This is a genomic window from Azospirillum sp. B506 (assembly GCF_000333595.1).
In the GTDB taxonomy this organism is placed as follows: Bacteria; Pseudomonadota; Alphaproteobacteria; order Azospirillales; family Azospirillaceae; genus Azospirillum.
In genome coordinates this window covers 1-2,601 of the sequence record NZ_BADK01000328.1, presented here as the reverse complement: position 1 = coordinate 2,601, position 2,601 = coordinate 1, and the positions used below count along the sequence as shown (strand labels likewise).

Annotated in this window: 2 protein-coding genes; one reads left to right on the top strand and one right to left on the bottom strand. The window is 66.6% G+C overall.

Going from position 1 to position 2,601, the window contains the following annotated elements:
- On the bottom strand, nt 1–851 hold an 851-nt coding region (locus I71_RS10155), incomplete at its 3' end, for a glucose PTS transporter subunit IIA (RefSeq protein ID WP_042694511.1).
- 301 nt (nt 852–1,152) lie between these two features.
- Between I71_RS10155 and ptsG the strand changes: the two genes are divergently transcribed.
- Nucleotides 1,153–2,601 (top strand): PTS glucose transporter subunit IIBC (gene ptsG / locus I71_RS10150; RefSeq protein WP_042694509.1); only part of this gene is annotated, 1,449 nt, incomplete at its 3' end.

Sequence of the window (2,601 nt, the reverse complement as noted above, 5' to 3'; positions counted from 1 at the left end):
ATGGCCGGGGTTGCGGCGACCGGGGTGCTGGCGGCCGGCGCGGCCAGTGCCGCGGCGTTGGCGACCACCGGGTCGCCGAGGCCGCCCTCGATCAGCACGGCGATGCTCTCCGCCATGTCCTGGGCGCCGGGGCCGGCGGCGCGCACGGTCAGCCGGTCGCCGAGAACGGTGCCAAGTCCCATCAGGGCGACAACGCTCTTGGCGTTCGCCTGGCGGTCGCGGCAGTGGATGGTGACGGTTCCGGGATAGGCCTTGGTCGCGGCGACGAGGGCGGCGGCCGGCCGGGCATGCAGCCCGGTGGCGATGGGCAGCACGACGGCCCGCTCGCCGGTTTCTCCCCCGACCATATCTGCCGACTCGGGACCGGCGGCGGGGAGCACGGTATCGGCGCCGCTGCCGCCATGGACGGTCATCGCCGGGTCGCCGGCGGCGATCTCGCGGTTCACCGACTGGCCGTCGACGGTGAAGCCGTCATTCACGATGACCATCATGCTGACCAGGCTCTGTGCCCGGCTTCCGACCAGATCCAGGTCGAAGCTGATCAGGCGGTCGCCGGTCTTCACCGCCTGTCCATCCTGGACATGGGCGGTGAAGCCCTCGCCATTCAGCCCGACGGTGTCGACGCCCAGATGCAGCAGGACCTCCGCACCGCTGGCGGCGCGGACGGTGCAGGCATGGCGCGCACGGTGGACCGACAGCACGACGCCGTCGCAGGGGCTGCGCAACTCGTTCACCGTCGGGTCGATGGCCATTCCGGCTCCGACCAGACCCTGGGCGAAGGCCGGGTCGGGGACTTCGGTCAGCGGCATGGCCCAACCGGCCAGCGGGGCTGCAAGCGTAATCGCGGTCATGATGCTTCGGTCCTCATTCTTATCGCTTCGACCCTGGCTGGCGTCTCCCGTCGGAGGCCGTCTGTGCGCAGACGCCGCATAGCCCAAGCGCAATTCGCATTATATGTTATCGAAAGATCCTGTCCGGGAAAGACGGAAGCCTGCGGCCAATCCGCGCCCCATGCGGCGCATCCGGGATAAGCCGCAAGCCCGTCCAACACGCACTGTCGCCTATGTCGGGAAACCAGAGCATGGTTCGGGTTGTATTCCCATCCTGGGCTGACGATGGTGCCGGCGCCGGATAAATTGCGGGAGAGCCGCCATGGCATTGAACCCCTTTGCGTTTTTACAGAAAATCGGCAAATCGCTGATGTTGCCGGTGGCGGTTCTTCCCGTCGCCGGATTGTTGCTGGGCATCGGTGCGGCGAATTTCGAATGGATGCCGCCGCTCCTGTCGATGCTGATGAAGAATTCCGGCGACGTGATCTTCGGCAATCTGCCGCTGATCTTCGCCATCGGCGTGGCGCTGGGCTACACCGAGAATGACGGCGTGTCGGCCATCGCCGCCACCATCGGCTATATGGTGATGCTGGCCACCATGGGCGTGATGACCGGGGTCTGGGGCATGGAGCCGAAGACCATCATGGGCATCAAGTCGATGGAAACCGGCGTGTTCGGCGGCATCCTGGCCGGCGGCCTGGCCGCGGCGATGTTCAACCGCTTCTACAAGATCGCGCTGCCGGCCTATCTCGGCTTCTTCGCCGGCAAGCGGTTCGTGCCCATCATCACGGCGCTGGCCGCCATCGTGCTGGGCGTCGTGCTGTCGGTGATCTGGCCGCCGGTGCAGGAGGGCATCAACAGCTTCTCGCGCTGGGCGGCGGTGAACGATCCGCGGATGGCGGCGACCATCTACGGCTTCGTCGAACGCCTGCTGATCCCCTTCGGCCTGCACCATATCTGGAACGTGCCCTTCTTCTTCGAGATCGGGTCCTTCCAGAACGCCGCCGGCCAGATCGTCCATGGCGACATCAACCGCTATTTCGCCGGCGATCCGACCGCCGGCATCCTGTCCGGCGCCTTCCTGTTCAAGATGTTCGGCCTGCCGGCCGCGGCCATCGCCATGTGGCACACCGCCAAGCCGGAGAACCGGGTGCGGGTCGGCGGCATCATGATCTCCGCCGCGCTGACCTCCTTCCTGACCGGCATCACCGAGCCGATCGAGTTCAGCTTCCTGTTCCTGGCACCGGTTCTGTACCTGATCCATGCGGTCCTGGCGGCGACCTCGCAGTTCATCATGAACTCGCTGGGCGCCCATATGGGCTTCACCTTCTCCCAGGGCGGCATCGACTTCGTGCTGTTCAACGCGCTGAGCCCGCTGTCGCAGAAATGGTGGCTGGTGCTGATCCTGGGGCCGGTCTATGCGGCGATCTATTATGTCGTGTTCCGCTACACCATCCTGGCGCTGAACCTGAAGACCCCCGGCCGAGAGGACACGACGGAGGAGGGTGCCAGCGCCGCCACCGGCACCGAGCGGGCGCGCGACCTCGTGCTGGCCTTCGGCGGGCGCGGCAACATCAGCAACCTCGACGCCTGCATCACCCGCCTGCGCGTGGTGGTGAAGGATCCGGCCCGCGTCGACGACGGCAAGCTGCGCGGCATGGGCGCGTCGGGCGTCCTGCGGGTGCGCGACAGCGTGCAGGCGGTGTTCGGCACCCTGTCGGAAAACCTGAAGACGGAAATGCAGGAATATCTGCACAGGCCGGCTCGAAGC